Annotated in this window: 16 protein-coding genes and 1 pseudogene; 7 read left to right on the top strand and 10 right to left on the bottom strand. The window is 66.7% G+C overall.

Going from position 1 to position 15,900, the window contains the following annotated elements:
- The coding region (locus tag EB084_07260) for a hypothetical protein (GenBank protein NDD28047.1) at window positions 1–1,129 on the bottom strand (1,129 nt) is incomplete at its 3' end.
- A gap of 420 nt (window positions 1,130–1,549) precedes the next feature.
- On the opposite strand from EB084_07260, the gene EB084_07255 reads away from it, so the two are divergent.
- From EB084_07255 to rfbC, 6 genes and pseudogenes are all read left to right on the top strand, one after another.
- The gene (locus tag EB084_07255) at window positions 1,550–2,956 is read left to right on the top strand and encodes an HD domain-containing protein (GenBank protein NDD28046.1); all 1,407 of its coding nucleotides are present in this window, start codon (window positions 1,550–1,552) and stop codon (window positions 2,954–2,956) included.
- Window positions 2,919–3,104, top strand: coding sequence for a hypothetical protein (locus tag EB084_07250; GenBank protein ID NDD28045.1), 186 nt, complete (start codon window positions 2,919–2,921; stop codon window positions 3,102–3,104). The genes EB084_07255 and EB084_07250 overlap by 38 nt, the downstream gene beginning before the upstream one ends.
- A gap of 18 nt (window positions 3,105–3,122) precedes the next feature.
- Entirely contained in the window at window positions 3,123–4,514 is a 1,392-nt protein-coding gene (locus tag EB084_07245) for an HD-GYP domain-containing protein (protein ID NDD28044.1), read from the top strand.
- Complete coding sequence (locus EB084_07240; GenBank protein ID NDD28043.1) at window positions 4,166–5,167, top strand: sugar transferase; 1,002 nt, start codon at window positions 4,166–4,168, stop codon at window positions 5,165–5,167. Before EB084_07245 ends, EB084_07240 begins: the two co-directional genes overlap by 349 nt.
- Before the next feature lie 126 nt (window positions 5,168–5,293).
- Window positions 5,294–6,121 (top strand): glucose-1-phosphate thymidylyltransferase, encoded by an 828-nt coding sequence (gene rfbA / locus EB084_07235; GenBank protein ID NDD28042.1) that lies wholly within the window; start codon window positions 5,294–5,296, stop codon window positions 6,119–6,121.
- Window positions 6,118–6,731 (top strand): annotated as a pseudogene (gene rfbC / locus EB084_07230) (dTDP-4-dehydrorhamnose 3,5-epimerase). Before rfbA ends, rfbC begins: the two are co-directional and overlap by 4 nt.
- Here the strand turns inward: rfbC and EB084_07225 are convergent.
- The 9 genes from EB084_07225 to EB084_07185 form a co-directional block, all read right to left on the bottom strand.
- Window positions 6,628–7,632, bottom strand: a complete 1,005-nt coding sequence (locus tag EB084_07225) for a glycosyltransferase (GenBank protein ID NDD28041.1) — start codon at window positions 7,630–7,632, stop codon at window positions 6,628–6,630. The pseudogene rfbC and the gene EB084_07225 sit on opposite strands and share 104 nt — an antisense overlap.
- Before the next feature lie 14 nt (window positions 7,633–7,646).
- Window positions 7,647–8,864, bottom strand: coding sequence for a glycosyltransferase family 1 protein (locus tag EB084_07220; GenBank protein ID NDD28040.1), 1,218 nt, complete (start codon window positions 8,862–8,864; stop codon window positions 7,647–7,649).
- The gene (gene rfbD / locus EB084_07215; GenBank protein NDD28039.1) at window positions 8,861–9,688 is read right to left on the bottom strand and encodes a dTDP-4-dehydrorhamnose reductase; all 828 of its coding nucleotides are present in this window, start codon (window positions 9,686–9,688) and stop codon (window positions 8,861–8,863) included. The genes EB084_07220 and rfbD overlap by 4 nt, the downstream gene beginning before the upstream one ends.
- Before the next feature lie 26 nt (window positions 9,689–9,714).
- Window positions 9,715–10,743 (bottom strand): dTDP-glucose 4,6-dehydratase, encoded by a 1,029-nt coding sequence (gene rfbB, locus EB084_07210; protein NDD28038.1) that lies wholly within the window; start codon window positions 10,741–10,743, stop codon window positions 9,715–9,717.
- 38 nt (window positions 10,744–10,781) lie between these two features.
- On the bottom strand, window positions 10,782–11,855 hold the full coding sequence (locus EB084_07205; protein ID NDD28037.1) for a glycosyltransferase family 2 protein: 1,074 nt from the start codon (window positions 11,853–11,855) through the stop codon (window positions 10,782–10,784).
- A complete protein-coding gene (locus EB084_07200; protein NDD28036.1) occupies window positions 11,855–12,664 on the bottom strand; it encodes a 2OG-Fe(II) oxygenase in 810 nt (269 codons plus the stop codon). The genes EB084_07205 and EB084_07200 overlap by 1 nt, the downstream gene beginning before the upstream one ends.
- Window positions 12,665–12,740: 76 nt before the next feature.
- On the bottom strand, window positions 12,741–13,721 hold the full coding sequence (locus tag EB084_07195; protein ID NDD28035.1) for a hypothetical protein: 981 nt from the start codon (window positions 13,719–13,721) through the stop codon (window positions 12,741–12,743).
- A 7-nt stretch (window positions 13,722–13,728) separates the two neighbouring features.
- Window positions 13,729–14,169 (bottom strand): hypothetical protein, encoded by a 441-nt coding sequence (locus tag EB084_07190; GenBank protein NDD28034.1) that lies wholly within the window; start codon window positions 14,167–14,169, stop codon window positions 13,729–13,731.
- A gap of 183 nt (window positions 14,170–14,352) precedes the next feature.
- Complete coding sequence (locus EB084_07185) at window positions 14,353–15,069, bottom strand: hypothetical protein (GenBank protein ID NDD28033.1); 717 nt, start codon at window positions 15,067–15,069, stop codon at window positions 14,353–14,355.
- A gap of 525 nt (window positions 15,070–15,594) precedes the next feature.
- Here EB084_07185 and EB084_07180 point away from each other — a divergent pair.
- A partial coding sequence (locus tag EB084_07180; protein ID NDD28032.1) for a hypothetical protein occupies window positions 15,595–15,900 on the top strand: 306 nt, incomplete at its 3' end.

Below are 15,900 nucleotides of genomic sequence, written 5' to 3'. Positions count from 1 at the left end.
CGTCGATCATGGGGCGCCCGTGGGAATCGACGTGGTAGCGGAAGCGCGCCTCCGCGGTGCTCTCGCCAGGCGCCAACGGGATCTGAAGGTAGAAGGCCCCCTGCTCAGCTGCCGCTGAGCCGTTCAGAAGGCGCACGGCAGAGAGGCTGCGCTCGAGCCCATCGAGACATGCGGCGGTCTCGGCCAGCAGCGCGCCATTGACGCGCAGGCCGCGCAGCCGCTCACGAAGACCCTGAAGAAGAAGCTTCAGATCGATGTCGTCTCCGCCGCCCGGGCCCGCGGACTCGATACCCGCCTGGAACGCGAGATCGTGGAGGCGTCGCTGCATCTTGGGGCCCCGTTCGCGCAGCGGGTCGAGCACGAGCTCACCGAGCAGTCCGGGCACCTCGTAGAGCGCGTGGGTGAGGGCTTCCGGCAGCGAGGCGCGCGACGCCTCATCGCGGAGCAGGCGGCGCAGGGCACCCTGGAGCCCCCCCATCTGAAGCCCCAGGAAAGGATGCTGGGCAATGAACTGGGAGAGAAGCATGATGTTGTCTTGCGTCATCGGCAGCGCGCCCGATCTCAGCAGGACCGCAGCGGCCACATCTGCCGAGGTGGCATCGTGGGGAAGCGTCGCCAGCGACCGCCCGAGATCGCGGATCTCGTCGCCTTGCAGGGGCATTCCCATGGAAAGAAGCGTCTTCGCAACCTCGACGTTCACGTCGCTCGCGGGCAGATGCAGATCGACCAGCGCGCTGGTGACATCTGCCTCGGTCATTGCGGTGAAGAGCTGCGACCCCGTTACCTGGAGCGTCCACTTGCCCTGCTGCTGCCCTGTGACCTCGAGGTCGAGATGCTGCCCCTCATGGAACGGGGCCGCACTGGCCGCCTCGAACGTGAGATCTCCGAAGCGCAGCAGCACGTTGCCTTCGCCCGCACCCACAACCTGACCGCGAAGCGCGACGCCCGTCGAGAGTGAGAGGGCTCCCCCGTCGTCGAAGGCCAGCGCGTTGAAAGGCAGGGCGGAATCGTCTGCGACGTCGGCGCGCGCGAGGCCGGACAGCCCCGCATCAGGCGCCATGGCGCCCTGCGGTGCCGAGGAGGGCACGCTCGAGATCTGCATCGGCCCGAACAGCTGCACGTCGCTCATCCCTACATACCGAGTCCGCGCCCGCACGGGCACGCCTCTCTTATTGCTGTCATGATAGGCCGATCTCGTGAACCCGGTATGAACTCCATGTTAACAGAATGTTAACGACCTTTTCCTTGACGGGTTCGGAAACCGCGCTGTGGCCACGTTCTGTTCACGTCACGCGCGTCGGCGATCCATCGGTCGAACGAACGATCATCATGTCGCCTCCAGCCGGGAAGAGGTCGGCCCTCGCCGGCACCCTGGCGCCTCGGCGCACCCGCCTCCCCCCTCCCGCGACCACGAATTGAACACGATGTTAACGAATCCCGAAAACGTTTACACGCGCTCCGTCCAGGCGATATACTTCGAACACGAAGCGCGGAGAAGCGCGAGTTGCACCCGCGAGTGCAAGCCAGGTGAGATGGGAAGGGGAAGTCAATGCTGATTGCCGTTGATCGTCGTGTGGTCCCTGTGTCGCGTCTCGCGACGTCGCAGCGCCTCCTGGTGCTCGCGGTGACCACCGTGGCCGCCCTGTGCCTGGTTCCCGCACAGCCTGCCGCCTCCCTCATCGACCTCGGGCTGTTCGCCGCCGCCGCGTCGGTGATGAGCCTCTGGACCCTTCAGATGCCAGGCTGCGGCGCCATCCGCGTGGTCGACGCCCTGCTGCTGGGCAGCCTCCCCGTCGTGGGCACGCAGGCCACGCTGGCCGTCGCGGCCGCCGCCGCCCTCACCCGCGCCGCGCGTGACGCCAAGACGCAGGCCGAGCCTGGCACCGCAATCACCTGGACCGCCCTCCAGTCGCTGCTCGCCCCCGCCCTCGCCGCCACCGTCTACGGCGGCGTGCTCGGGTCCCTGCCCAGCTCAGCGGCGCTGTTTGCCGCCGCCATCGTGCTCGCCGCCGCCCAGACCGCGCTGAGCGCGGGCCTGAAGGCCACCCTCGAGGGCGTGCGCTTCTACCTCGGAATGATTCCCCGCCGCCAGCTGCTGGTCTACCTCGGCGTGCTGGCGCCGCTGGGCCTGCTCGTCAGCACCCTCCACGCCGCGTCTCCCGTGGCGCTGATCTTCCTCCTGCTCCCCATTGCGATGATGTACCGCTCGCTCGAGAACTACACCGCAGTGCTGGGAGAGGCACGCGCCACCATCCAGGACATGGCGCTGGCCGTGGAGCGGCGCGACCCGCAGATGGCGGGGCACTCGGCCCGCGTGGCCGCGCTCTGCCGCGAGATGGCCCGCGAGATGGCGCTGGCCGAGGAGGATGTGGACGCCATCACCACGGCGGGTCGGCTCCACGACCTGGGCAAGATCAGCGTTCCCGACCACGTGCTGCTGAAGGCCGACACCCTCAGCGACGAAGAGTTCGACGAGGTTCAGTCGCACCCCGTGGTGGGCGCTGACGTGGTCGAGCGGTGCGCGCTCGTCCAGCGCCAGGGCGACGTGGCCAGCCTCATCCGCCAGCACCACGAGCGCTTCGATGGTCGCGGCTATCCGGCTGGCCTCCGTGGCGAGGAGATTCTCATCGGTGCCCGAATCCTTGCCGTTGCCGAAGCATACGACACCATCACGACCCCGCGCCAGTGGCGCGTGGTGCAGACGGTGCGCCAGGCACTGGGCACCGTCCAGGCCGCCAGCGGCTCACAGTTCGACCCCCAGGTCGTCAACGCACTCTTCCAGGTCATCGCACGCAAGGAGGCAGTCCCCGCCAATGAGTGGAATCAGCAGCTCGAATCGTCCAACCCCCGCGCCGCAGAAGCCGGCCGACCCGAAGCCCGCACCCTCAGCGCCGACGCCGCCTTCGGACGACGACGCAGTGCTGCGCGACGAGCAGAGCGGCGACGGCTGGCATAAGACCGACGGCCCTGGCAGCGGAGGCGGCTACGGCATCCTCGGCACCAAGGACGGCAGCGTGCTTCGCCCCACCGCCATCGACGGCGATCTGAACGACGACGGTCTGTTCACCGATCGGGTCGACATCAAGTTCCCCTCGAAGAAGTAGGCGCGCGGGAGCGACGTCGTGAAGGAGAAGTCGGTCTACCTCGCCCTGATGGGCGCGGGAACCGCACTGCTGGCCTGGTGCTCCAGCCATGTGGTCTGGAGCGACCGAACGGCCTGGCTCTTCATGGCCACATACGTGGCCATCACGATTCCCTTGCTCTTCGCCCGCATCAACCTCGCGTCGCAGCTTCGCCACTACTCGATGGAGGACGTGGCGGTCTACGCCATCGTCTTCTCGAGCGGCGCCTACGCATCACCGCACTGGGCCATCGGCTCGTTCGTGGTGTTCACCGCGTCGCTGCTGTGCGAGGTCTACGTGCTCGCGGCTGCCATCCGCCATCGCGGGTGGAACATCCGCTGGGGGCGCGTGTTCTACAACTTCTCCAACCCCTTCGCGCACGTGGTCTATCTCGCCGTCGCCGGAGCCGCGTACGAGCACGTGAACGCAGGCGCTCCCTTCCTCGCCTCCGGGCGCAACTACGTCGCCATCCTCGCGTGCGTGGCGGCGTACATGACGTTCACCACCGCGGTTGACACGCTCGAGACCCTGACGAGCGGCGAGAAGGTGCGCGGCCTGCTCGACATCTACAGCAGCCTGTCGCTGAACATCGCCATGCTCGCTCCTCTTGGCGTCGTGCTCGCGGTTCTCTGGCGCGCAAACACGTTTGCCATCCTCCTTCTCGCGGTTCCGGTGGCCGTGATGCATGTGACCATGAGATCGGTGCGGGGCATCGTCGACGAGGCCCAGCTGGCCATCGAGACCATGCTCAACACCCTCGAGGAGCGAGACGAGTACACCGCCGGACACTCTGAGCGCGTGGGTCGCTTCGCCGCACACATCGCCGAAGCCCTCGGCATGGAAGACGACGAGATCAGACGGGTGCAGAGCGCCGGTCGCATCCACGACATCGGCAAGATCGACATCCCGGACGCCATCCTGCGAAAGACCTGCTGTCTCGACGACCACGAGTACGGCATCATGAAGACGCACACCGAGCGCCCCATGGACTACGCGACCAACTACCCGCGCCTCGGCAAGTACGTGCCCTTCTACGAAGCCGCATGCCACCACGAGAAGTTCAACGGCAGCGGGTACCACCACGGGCTCCAGGGCGAGCAGATCCCCATCATCGCCCGCATCATCTCGGTGGCCGACACCTGGGACGCCATGACCTCCGACCGCCCCTACCGAAACGGCCTGATCGACGCCGAGGCGCTGAGCCGACTCACCGAGGCCGCTGGCACCCAGTTCGATCCGCGGGTGGTCGATGGGTTCATGCAGGCCTACCAGGCGGGCCACATCACCCGCGTGATGGTGGAGTGGAGGGAGAGCGAACGTCTTCGCAAGGCGAAGAACGGAACGCTCCCTCCGCCTCGGTCGCCGCGGCGGCGAAGACCGACCACGGCCTGATCTGCGAACGCGCCGTGCCCCCTCCGCTCGATCCCGACCTCGCTGCCGATCGCCGTCTTCTCGACGAGAAGTGCCGGCTCAAGTTCGCCCTCGACCGTTTCCTGGCTCTCCTCGGGCTGCCCTTGCTCGCGGTGGTAGCCGCGCTGGCGTTCGTGCTGATGAAGATCGAGGCCCTGCAAGACCCGCGCTCCGACGGCCCGCTGCTCTACACCGAAGAGCGACTCACCCAGGGGCGCCCCTTCCTCATCTACAAGTTCCGCACCACACAGGTCGGCTCTCACCAGCCCGGTGAAGCCGGACGCGTCACCCGCGCCGGGCACCTGCTCAAGAAATGGTACCTCGATGAGCTGCCGCAGCTGCTGAACGTGCTCTGCGGCGACATGACCCTGGTGGGGCCGCGCCCCAATGTGCCCTGGAAGGCCTGGCGAGAGATCTCGGAGGAAGGCATGCGCAGCAAGCTCGTTCTGCGCGCCGGGCTCACGGGGCTCGTGCAGGTCTACAAGCTGGAAGCCCGGGACCGTGATGTCTATGCCGATCTCGAGCAGCAGTACCTGAGCGACCTCATGGCGCGCACGCCGCTGCAGGTGGTGCTCTGCGACCTCTCGCTGCTGCTGCGAACCGTCCCGATGATGCTGCGCGGCGAGGGGCTCTGAGCGCGAAGGCGCACGAAACAGGAAGCCCCCATCGGTTTGCGAAGGTCATCTCGTGCCCCCGAGGCAGAGACCCTCGCCGGCACCCACCGTCGCTGACACCAGAACACCGGAGTGCAGAGGAATCGCATGAGAGGCATCATCCTGGCGGGCGGCTCGGGAACCCGCCTGTATCCCATGACCACGGCCGTGAGCAAGCAGCTGCTGCCCGTCTACGACAAACCCATGATCTACTATCCGCTGTCTGTGCTCATGCTCGCCGGGATCCGCGAGGTGCTGATCATCTCGCTTCCAGACGACGTGCCCCGCTTCCGCGGGCTGCTCGGTGACGGCAGCCAGTGGGGGATGTCGCTGGCCTACGCGGAGCAGCCCGCGCCGGAAGGGCTGGCCCAGGCCTTCATCATCGGACGCCGGTTTGTCGGCGACAGCCCTGTGGCCCTCGTGCTGGGCGACAACATCTTCTACGGGCACGGCCTCCCCAGGCTGCTACGCAAGGGAAGCGCCCTGCTCCAGGGCGCGTTGAACTACGCCTACCATGTGCCCGATCCGGAGCGCTACGGCATCATCGAGCTCGATGCGCAGGGCAGACCCGTCTCCATCGAGGAGAAGCCCGCATCGCCGCGCTCGAGCTACGCCGTCACCGGCCTCTACTTCTACGACAACCAGGTTCTCGACATCGCCGCCGACCTGCGCCCCTCAGCGCGCGGAGAGCTCGAGATCACCGACGTGAACCGAACCTATCTCGACCGCGGCCAGCTTGCCGTCGAGGTGCTGGGGAGAGGAATCGCCTGGCTCGACACGGGAACCCCCGAATCTCTTCTACAGGCCTCGAGCTTCGTGCAGATCGTCGAAGAGCGACAAGGCCTGAAGATCGCCTGCCCGGAGGAGATCGCCTGGCGGCTCCCGATACCTTCTGCGCATCGTGCGCGAATCGCCCCCCTGGAGGTCGCCCGATGAAGATCACTGAGCTCGCGCTCCCCGGCGCGCTTCTCCTCGAACTGGTGACACACCGCGACGAACGGGGCTCATTCACCGAGCTGCATCAGCGAGAGCGCTACAGTCGTGCCGGCATCGACGTCGACTTCTTGCAGGACAACCTGTCGATCTCGAAGCGAGGTGTGCTGCGCGGCCTCCACTTCCAGAACCCGCATCCCCAGGGAAAGCTGGTCACCGTGCTTGCTGGCGTCACCTTCAGCGTCGCCGTTGATCTGCGACGCAGCTCGAAGACCTTTGGCCGCTGGATCTCGGTCGAGCTGTCGCGAGAGAGCGGCCGCCAGCTCTGGTTGCCGCCCGGCTTCGCTCACGGCTTCGTGGCCATGGCCGACGAGGTGATGATGCTCTACAAGGTCTGTGGCCCGTGGCGTCCCGAGTGCGAGCGCACGCTGCGCTGGGACGATCCGGATGTGGCCGTCGAGTGGCCCGTTGCTACGAGAGCTCGAGGCGCATCTCTTCGACTGACGTGGTCAGCCCCCGCGACCGACGAGCCGCGCGAGAAGACGGCTTGCGTGAGCGGAAGGCACGGCCAGCAGATCAACCAGGTTCTGAAGCGCCCGCTCGCCCTGCGTGAGCAGCCAGCCCACCGCCACGAGATTGGCGAACGGAAGGGGCAGGGCGGCGATCAGACGCGCCCGCCACCGCTCGAGGCCACGCAGGCGAGACGCCAGGAAACGCTCGAAGGCTTCAGGCCCGTAGGCGCCAATCGCGCGGTAGTAGAGCAGCACGCGCGGGCTGCGCCAGGGCTCCCGCGCCACAACGTGGCTGCGGGCAGCCTCTCCCACCGAGGTGAACGACCACACGAGATCTGGCCAGAGAAACATCCAGATCTCAAATGAGCGAGGGGTCCACATGGCATTGCCATAGCGGATGACAATGAGCGGCTCAGCAATCACCCACACCCGCTCGAGCGGAGGGGTCTGGAAGATCACCCCCATGTGGATGAACAGCGAGCCATGGTAGCGCGCTCGCTCGCGCGCCATCCAGCGGTCACGACGAATGACCACCCCACCGATGAACGACAGGTAGCCCGCGGTCTCACGAAAGAGGGCGTCGGTGTCACCTCGCCCCCAGCCGTGATCGTCCCGGCAGGCAAGCAGCGAAGGATTGAGCACGCGACGCATCGTTGCGTCGCGAACCTCTGCGTTCACCACCACAAGCTCAGGCCCACGTGCGACGGCTTCGAGGATGCGCGCGATGGCGTTCGGCCGCAGCCAGTCGTCGTCGGGCATCAGCCAGCAGTGCTCGCCACGGGCATAGCCGACGGCTTTGTCATAATCGCCATCGATGCCAGAGTTCACGGGCTCGCGGAAGTACCGGATGGGCGCTCCCTCTTCGATGAGCCGCCCCACCACATCTGGCGTGCAGTCCGGAGAAGCGCCGTCGACCACGACGAGCTCGACATCGTCGGTGAGCTGGGGGAGGATGGTGCGCAGCGTGGCCTCGATGAAGGCGCCGCGCTTGAAGGTGGCCATGCAGATGGAGAGCCTCACGCGTGAACCGCCCCCTCACCTCTCGCAGCGTGCGCGCGCATCGCGTCATCGAGCACCGCGTCGAAGCGCGCAAGCATGATCTCGAGGCGGAAGTCGCGCAGAACGCGCTGCCTGCCCGCCTCGCCCATGCGCACCGCGGCCTCGCGGTCTGCCAGCACCCGCGCCAGGGCCTCCGACAGCTCCGCGGGATCGTCGACAGGAACGAGCAGACCGTTCTCCCCGTGCGTGACCGACTCTGGTATGCCTTGCACATTCGTCCCCACCACGGGCCGCGCCATCGACATCGCTTGCAGCAAGGCCGTGGGGAGACCCTCCTCGCGAGAGGCCAGCACAACAACGTCAGCACGTGCGTACCAGGGTCGGATGTCCATCGGAAAATCAGTGATGATGCAGCGATGCGGAGCCGACGTACCGGCGATGCGGGCACGCAGGCGCGCCTCATCCGGACCGTCTCCGATGAGCACCAGCCAGCCATCGAACCGTCCTTGGCGGCGCAGGCGATCGATGGCATCGATGAGCACGGCCTGCCCCTTGTGCTCGACCAACCGCGCCGAGCAGACCACCACCGCCGCGTCCGGAGCAATGCCCCGTGAGGCGGCGAACGACGCATCCGCAGCCTGCGGGGCGAAATGCTCGGCGTCGACGGCGTTCCACACCGTCACCACCTTCTCGGGCGAGACGCGGAAGCGTCTCACGAGCTCCTGTCGGACGAACTCACAGATGGTGATGATGCGAACGGCCCACGGCACCGCAACAACGCGATTGAGCAGGCTGGCCAGAAGGTTTCGCGTGAACGCGAGTACCCCGCCGCTCCACGGCAGGTGCACGATGAGATCTGCGCCCACCATGGGCAGGCCCGTGCGCCGTGCAACGAACGAGCCGAAGAGCTGCGAGCGCCGTCCGTTGGCGTAGACGAGGTCGAACCTCTCTCGCGCGTGCCACGCCACGAGCCGACGAACCCCCGCAGGAACCTGCCGGTATGAGAGCGGCATCTCGATGAGAGAGACGTCGAGATCTCTCATGCGCTCGACCAGCAGCCGGTTCTCAGCGGCGCAGGCCACGAACACGTCGCACGACGCAAGCGCATGGCGAACGAGATGGAACAAGAAGACCTCGCCGCCCCCGAACTGGGTCGATGACAGCGAGAGGAACAAGATGCGACGACGGGGTCGGCCTGTGTGCGCGGCCTCCCCCATCGAGGCTTGCGCGGTCATCGGGCAGAGGCCTCCCACTCCCGCAGGAAGCGGCGCAGACCATCGAGCGGGGGAGGCAGGGGAGCCAGTCCCGCGCGCTCCCAGGCACGGGGGGCGAGCACGCTGAACGCCGGTCGGGGAGCCGGACGCCCCAGCTCCGCCGTGGTGACATCGATCACCTGAACCTGCGTCCGACCGGCCGCTTCCAGCAGCTGACGCGCGAAGTCGCTCCACGGCACGCCCTCACTCGTGGCCGTCACATGCCATGTTCCGCGCGATTCGCGCTCGACGAGCAACCGGAGCGCGTCGGCCAGATCACGCACATAGGTGGGAACAGACACCTGATCGCGCACCACGCGCAACGTGTCACGGGTCTGCGCCGCGGCGAGAATGGCCCGCACGAAGCTCGGACCGTGAAGACCGAAGAGGCCCGACGTGCGCACGATGCAGTGCCGATCGAGGGTCGCGCGCACCGCCTGCTCGCCCGCCAGCTTGGAGCGCCCGTACGCGTTGCACGGTCTCGGAAGATCATCTTCTTCGTAGCTTCGTCCGGCATCGCCCGCAAACACATAGTCGGTGCTGATGTGAACCAGCGCCGCGCCCTGTCGCGCACACGCAGCCGCGAGATTTCGAGGCCCCTCGCCATTGATGGCCATGGCCTCCTCGACCCGAGACTCGCAGCCGTCGACATCGGTGAAGGCGGCGCAGTTCACCACCACCTCACAGCGCGCCTCAGCCAGGCAGTCGCGCACGGCGTCCGCGTCGCGCACATCGAGCACCTCACGCGGGAGTGCAACGACCTCGTGCTGGTTGATCACGGCGTCGAAGAGCGCGCGGCCCAGCATGCCCCCCGCGCCGGTGATGGCGATTCTCACGGCGCCATCGGCGGAGACGAGGCCAGCCGCTCGCCGTACTGGCGCTCATAATAGGCGCGGAACTCGGCCTGCCGCTCCTTCACCGAGCGCCACCAGGGCTCATTGTCGCGATACCACGCCACAGTGGCGGCAAGCGATGCATCGAACGACTGCCGAGGTGCCCAGCCGAGCGCTCTCGCCTTGGTGATGTCGACGCTGTAGCGACGATCATGGCCGAGACGGTCTGCGACGGGGCGGATCAGGCTCGCCGGGCGATCGAGGGCCGCCAGGATGGCCTGCGTGATCTCGATGTTGGTACGTCCGTTGCCCGCGCCGAGGTTGTACACCTCACCCACCGCTCCACGCCGGAGAACCGCGTCGATGCCCGCACAGTTGTCATCGACGTGCAGCCAGTCGCGCACGTTCCGACCGTCGCCATAGAGCGGGAGCGGGATGTTCTGCAGCGCGTTCGTGATGAACAGGGGAATGAGCTTCTCCGGGTACTGGCGTGGCCCGAAGTTGTTCGAAGAGCGCGTGATCAGCACGGGCGTGCCGTGGGTGGCGGCGTGCGCCAGCACCATGAGATCGGAGGCAGCCTTGCTGGCCGAGTAGGGGCTGGTGGGGTTCAGGGCATCGCCTTCGCGTGAGTCGCCCTCGGTCACCGAACCGTACACCTCATCGGTGGAGACGTGGAGGAAGCGCTTCACCGGACGCTTTCGAACGCTCTCGAGCATGACATGCGTGCCGTACACGTTCGTCGAGATGAATCCCTCGGCGTCGATGAGCGAGCGATCGACATGCGACTCGGCGGCGAAGTGCACCACGGCATCGACGTCCTCGAGCAGGCGCTCCACGAGGGAAGCGTCACGAACATCGCCATGAACGAACTCCACACCGGCATCGCTCTCATCGATGTTGTCACGACGACCGGCATAGGTGAGGGCGTCGAGCACCACCAGGCGCGTCTGGGGGTGGTGTGCGCGATGATAGCGAACGAAAGCGCTACCGATGAAGCCGGCACCGCCGGTCACGAGAACCTTGTGCATCTCCACGCCCGGGTCTTCCTGAAGGCCCGCGTCCATTCCTACCCCACGGGCCTCTCGCCGCCACGCAGACGCCGCAGCACGATGCCGAAGAGCTCTCGGGCAGACGGGCGTCGGAAGAGCGCGCGCACCTCACGCGCCGAGATGCGGCGTGACGCGGCGAGCGTGAATCGCTTGCGCAGCGCGTCGGGGAGCGCCGGCAGCAGCGCAAGCCGCCCCCGCACAAAGCTCCTGAACAGCCGGTTGCGAATCGCGAACGCGAGCATGTTCAGCTCAAAGCCTGCAATGGCCCAGCAGTCGGCGAGCAGCATCGAGAGCGGCACGAACTTCATCAGCATGATGGGATAGTTGCGCGCCGCGTAATACATGACCCGCGGACTGGTCTTGGCGGGCTGCGGGGCCCGCGCGTCATCGATGGCGATGGCGGCGCTGTGACGATCGAGGGTCGGCGCGTCGAGCGCGGCGTTGGTGACGCTGCCCACGTGATAGCATACGGCGTCAGGCGCGTAGACGCAGGCCCATCCGCGCAGCTGGGCGCGCAGCGCGATATCGGTGTCTTCGTAGTACGCCACGAGGGTCTCGTCGAGAACTCCCACGTCTTCGAAGAGCGCCCGTCGGTAGAGCCCGGCGGCGCCATTGGGACCGATCATGCGCATCGCGCGATCATAGGGGGGACCGTCCGGCGTGAACGCGCCCAGGTTCCCGCACGACCCGAACGAGGTCACGAAGATACCGGCCGAGTCGAGGAGATGTCGATGGTGGTAGACCCGGATGCGACACGCCACCATGCCCACGCGCGGGCTGCTCTCAAGGGCCGCCGCCATGGCCGACAGCCAGCCCTCATCGGCCTCAGCGTCGTTGTTCAAGAGCGCAATGGCATGCCCTCGCGCCGCGAAGATCCCGGCATTCACCGCACCAGGGAACCCCTTGTTCACGTCGAGGCGCACGAGGCGCACCTCGGGCCAGTGCTCACGAACATGATCGCCCGTGCCGTCGGTGGACGCATCATCGACCACGATGATCTCGAAGTCGTCGTGCGTCTGACGCCGCAGCGAAGCCAGGGGCAGATGGATGATCTCGCGCGCGTTCCAGGTAGGGATGACCACCGAGATCATCACGGCGCTGACACCCCGGTCTCGAGCGAGGTATCGCTCACCCACACGCGATGCGCTGTGGCGACATCCGCGCGCAGCCGGATCAGCTCAAGAACCCTGGGGTCATCGACCTGGTCTCCGTAGGGCGCGTAGAGCGCCTTTCCCCGCTCAGAAGCGTCGGGGCGGGGTTCACAGAGGTAGTAGACAGCCAGGCTGTTCCGGGTGCGACCCTCGGGGCATTCGATGGGTTCCGGCAGGCCGTGCCACGAGTTCTGGGTCGTATCGAACAGAACCGCGCGGTTGAAGAGGCAGTCGACGCGTCGCCCGAGGCGCCCCGGACGGCCGCCGTCATCTTCCCACAAGCCGAGCCCCCCGCCCCAGGCCGCATCCCAGCCCGGCGAGAGATAGACGATGAGGTTGAGGCGTCGCTCGAGGGCCAGCTTGGGGTGAAGCGAGTAGTCGAGATGCACGTTGAGCTTTCCCCCGCGCCCGTGGCAGTGCCAGCCTCCACCGTTGAGCCCGATATCGGCGAAGAGGGGAGCGCCGCACACCGCAGACATGCGTGCCACGAACACGTCGCTGTTGAGCCAGGCGAGCGCGCGATAGGTCGTGGGCGGGAAACGGTTCCAGTCATTGCACGCCCGCTTGTTCTCGAGCGGGTTGTCGTAGCGCCACCACACCGGCGCATCGAACGCGGGGTATTCGTCAGCCAGGGCGCGGGCCGTCTCAGGCGCGAAGAAATCATCGATGACGACATGGTGAAACGGGCGCGCGGAGCGAAACTCGGTACCGACGCGCGTCCAATCGATGGCTGGGTTCAAAGGGTCCATGCAGGCTCCACGCGCCAGGCGCGTCACGATGGATTGGGGCGTGAATCGGGGGTTCGGCATCCCCCCCAGCGACTCCCTACCCCGTCAGGGAGGCCGAGGCGGGAGCGCTCACCGGCTCCACATCTACGCCCTGCGCGCCCGGAACGCGATTGCCGGCGATGAGGCGCCGCAGGTTTCCGCCCAGGATGAGGGCGCGCTCGGCATCGGTGATGTCGAGCGCTTCGAGCACGCTGAGCTGCTCCTCGAGAACATTGCTCCGATACCCCCGTGGGAAGTTGGTCGAATCACTGCCATACAGCACGCGCTCCGCGCCAGCCAGCTCGATGAAGCGCTCGAACACGTCTTTCAGCGTGAGCCTCTCGACCTGCGTGCGCATCCAGCTGTTGCTTCCAGAGGTGTCGAACAAGACGTTCTCCTGCTGATAGGCCAGCATGAGGGCTTCGCGCATGAACCCCGCGCCGAAGTGGCACACCACGAAGCGCACGTCAGGGAAGTCGCGCGCCACCGGATGCAGGTCGAGAGGATTGGCGCAGGCCAGATCGGCGTTGTAGCCGATGGTGATGCCGAAGTGGATCATCACGAACATGCCGGTTCGCGCCGCACTCTCATAGAACGGATAGCACGCGCGATCATTGACACGGTAGCCGGCTGAGACCGGATAGAGCTTCACGCCCACCAGTCCCGCCTCACGCTCCCGCTCGAGCGTCGCAGCCGCGTCCGCGTGCGAGGCGTTGATCCAGCTCAGTCCCAGAAAGCGGTCGCTCTGCCGCAGGAACGCCCGCAGCTCGGCGTTCTCGGCTTCCGGCGCCATGAAGCACCCGCGCCGCACCCCCGCGCGATCGAAGTGCTCGAGCCATCGCCCGGCAGCGTCAACCGGCCCGTCCGGCGCCTCCCACTGCAGGTTGTCGGCCTTCTGCATGTGTCGCGCGTGGTTGCGGGCTTCCGCCTGGAGCAGGTGTGGCGACGCCTGCTCTCGGCGACGCTGCCAGGCCGCCATGATCTCGCGGGTGAAGAAGTGGATGTGGCAGTCGTCGATGTCAAACCGTCGCGCCGTCATGCCGATATCACGGGCTGTCAGGGTTTGCGCCCGGTGACGGGTACTCGAGGGTCTCGGGGAGTGGCGCCGCCTTCACCATGGCGTCGCGAAGACGAACGTGCCAGATGCGGGCCAGCTCTTCCATGGTGGAGTTGCCGTTGAGCTTTGCGTCTTCCGGTGTCACCGTGAGCAGGAGCATGCCGCGAACCCGCACCGAAGGCGCCCCTGGCGCGAGGTCGAGCGTGACCTCGTCCGGCTTGAGCGCCGTGTTCGACTTCGCGATGGCCTGGTAGATGTCGACGATGCGCTGGCGCATCGCCGCGGCGCGCTGAGCAGCGGTTCGCCCGCCGGCGTCAGCGCGGATGCGCAGCACCTCGGCGTCACCGATGACGATGGTGGTATCGCGCGGATGGGCAATCATGACGAGCAGCGCGAGAAGCAGCGTGAGAGCACGAGACGAGCGGTTCAAGGAAGGCCTCCAGAAAGACTGTCGTGCGGCGTCAGGCCGCCAGGGTAGGGGTTCGCCGAGGGGTGCAAAAGTCCCCGTTCCCCCCTTCGTCGAGCCGGCGCAGCCGCATGGAAAAGGGGCCGAGACGCCTTCTGGCGCTCGGCCCCCTCTGCAACAGGCGCGTGAGCGGCCTGATGCGATGCGCTACGATGCGGCAGGCGGCTCGGTCGACGAAGGCACCGAGGTCACCGGCTGCGCGCCGGTCACGTCCGGCACCTGCGGCTGCGCGGTGGGGGAGGCAGGAGGCTGATTGCCGGCCGCCTTCTGGGCCTCCTTCTCCGCTGCGATCTGGTCCTTGAGCTCGTCCTTGCGCTTCTGCTCTTTCGAGGCCGTGTAGACGCCGTAGGCGATCTTGCCGACCGCCGCGCCAGCAGCGACCAGGGCGGGAATGCGTCCCAGACCCATCGCGGTGAGCATCACGCCCATGCCTTGCACCATGGTGAAGGTGCCATCTACAGCGGCGGCCTGGTTGCGGTTCACGGCCGCCATCTTGACCTGGAAGGCCGCGTCGGTGACGGTGAGGGCGGCGCCCGCGCCAGCACCCACGGCAATCCAGCCACCGAGCTGGTGCCCCATCACACCCTGGATGAGGCCCCACGTGCTGCCGAGGCCGCCAAGCATGCGAACCGTGTTGTCGAACACGACGCCCGCGGCGTAGAACGACTTGAGATGCTTGTTGGCTTTCTCCTCTTGGAGAGCCAGGCGATCTGCGTCGCTGAGATCGGCCATGTCGGTCGGCATGTGCGACGTGTCGAACTCGCTCCGCTTGAGCTCGTCCGGGTTCTTCGCGGAGACGTTGACCACGCTCTGTCCGGTGAGCGCCTTCCAGGTGATGCTGCCCACGCTGGCGCCTGAAACCATGACTGCACCTCTTTCTCAGGCGGCTCTCGGCCGCACATCGATGGCGGGGCCCACGCTGTCTTCTCACGTGTTCAGCCCTCGACACCCCTCATTGTACGGGCAAGCCCCCCGCCGATCAATGAACCAGATGTAAACTCCGGCCACGATCTCGATCAGCGAGAGAACGCCGGCAACATCTGATCGCAAGATGGCAATCTCCGTGCGAACGATGTTCACAGATCGTCAACCGCTGAGAAACATCCCGGCAAAAGGCTGATCACGTGAGTCTGCGATGATGACTCAAAGGGCTGTGAAACCTCGCGTGGGAGAGGCTGCGACGCCAGAAGATACGCGAATCGCGTTCCCCAAATCACGCTCCTCAAAACAGGAATCCACATCCACGCAACAGAAGAAGAGGCCGCCATGAAACGCCCCCCGAGAAGAGGAGTCTCCCGAGACGGATCTGCTTCGCAGCCCGAACGCGCGATCACGGTGCGATATGTTCATCCTTCCGAGCCACCTGGCGCGCCCTCCACCGTCCGAGCCTTGGCCCTCGATGACGGTCGACTCGCGGTCATCGCCGTCGGCCACGGAGCCACCGATGAACCGCGTGCCGCGATTGCAGAGCGCGCTCTCAACGCGGCCTGCTCGGCCCTGCGCAACGACATCGACCACGACGCGATGGGGCGAACGGTTCACGCGCTCTCCGAACAGATCCGTCTGCTCGGCAGAAGCACCGAGCCGAGGCACACGGGTTCAGGCCCGTCGTCGCTCGGAGCCTCGCTACTGGTGCTGCGCCTCTCCGCCGACGCCACAGAGACCTGGTGCCTGGCCTGCGGAGAGGTCGAGCTC

This window comes from Pseudomonadota bacterium (assembly GCA_010028905.1).
GTDB lineage: Bacteria > Vulcanimicrobiota > Xenobia > RGZZ01 > RGZZ01 > RGZZ01.
The sequence above is the reverse complement of the archived record's forward strand: the minus strand, read 5'-3'. Positions and strand labels throughout refer to the sequence as shown.